This window comes from Klebsiella sp. S69 (assembly GCF_016516145.1).
GTDB classification, from domain to species: Bacteria; Pseudomonadota; Gammaproteobacteria; order Enterobacterales; family Enterobacteriaceae; genus Klebsiella; species Klebsiella oxytoca.
In genome coordinates, this window is sequence record NZ_JACVUU010000085.1 from 1 (window position 1) to 568 (window position 568).

Below are 568 nucleotides of genomic sequence, written 5' to 3' on the forward strand. Positions count from 1 at the left end.
TATCGCCAGGCCGGTGATGGCCGGGACGCTGCCGGCGCGGGTCACCAGCACGAAAAGCAGTGATATCTACGGCCATATCGACCGCGACGGGCGTTACAGGGTCAGCCTGCTGTTCGACCGCGACCACTGGCCGCCGGGAGAAGAGAGCCTGTGGGTACGCCAGGCGCGCCCGTATGCCGGTGACACGTACGGCCTGCATCTGCCGCTGCTGGCGGGCACCGAGGTGGCCATCGCCTTTGAACAGGGTGACCCGGACCGGCCGTATATAGCCGGTGTCCTGCACGACTCGGTGCACCCGGACCCTGTCACCATCCGGAACTATAAACGTAACGTGCTGCGCACGCCGGCGAACAACAAAATCCGCCTCGACGACGCGCGGGGAAAAGAGCACATCAAGGTCAGCACGGAGTACGGCGGCAAGAGCCAGCTGAACCTGGGGCATCTGGTGGACGGCGGAAAACAGCCGCGCGGGGAGGGATTCGAGCTGCGTACCGACAGCTACGGAGCGATACGGGCCGGGAAAGGGATATTCATCACCGCTGATGCGCAGATGAAAGCGCAGGGGCAG

Annotated in this window: 1 protein-coding gene; it reads left to right on the plus strand. The window is 64.6% G+C overall.

All coding sequences use genetic code 11. From position 1 onward, the window contains the following. Positions 1 to 568: type VI secretion system tip protein VgrG (gene vgrG / locus IAE27_RS29335; RefSeq protein ID WP_200093436.1), on the plus strand; the 568-nt coding region annotated here is incomplete at both ends.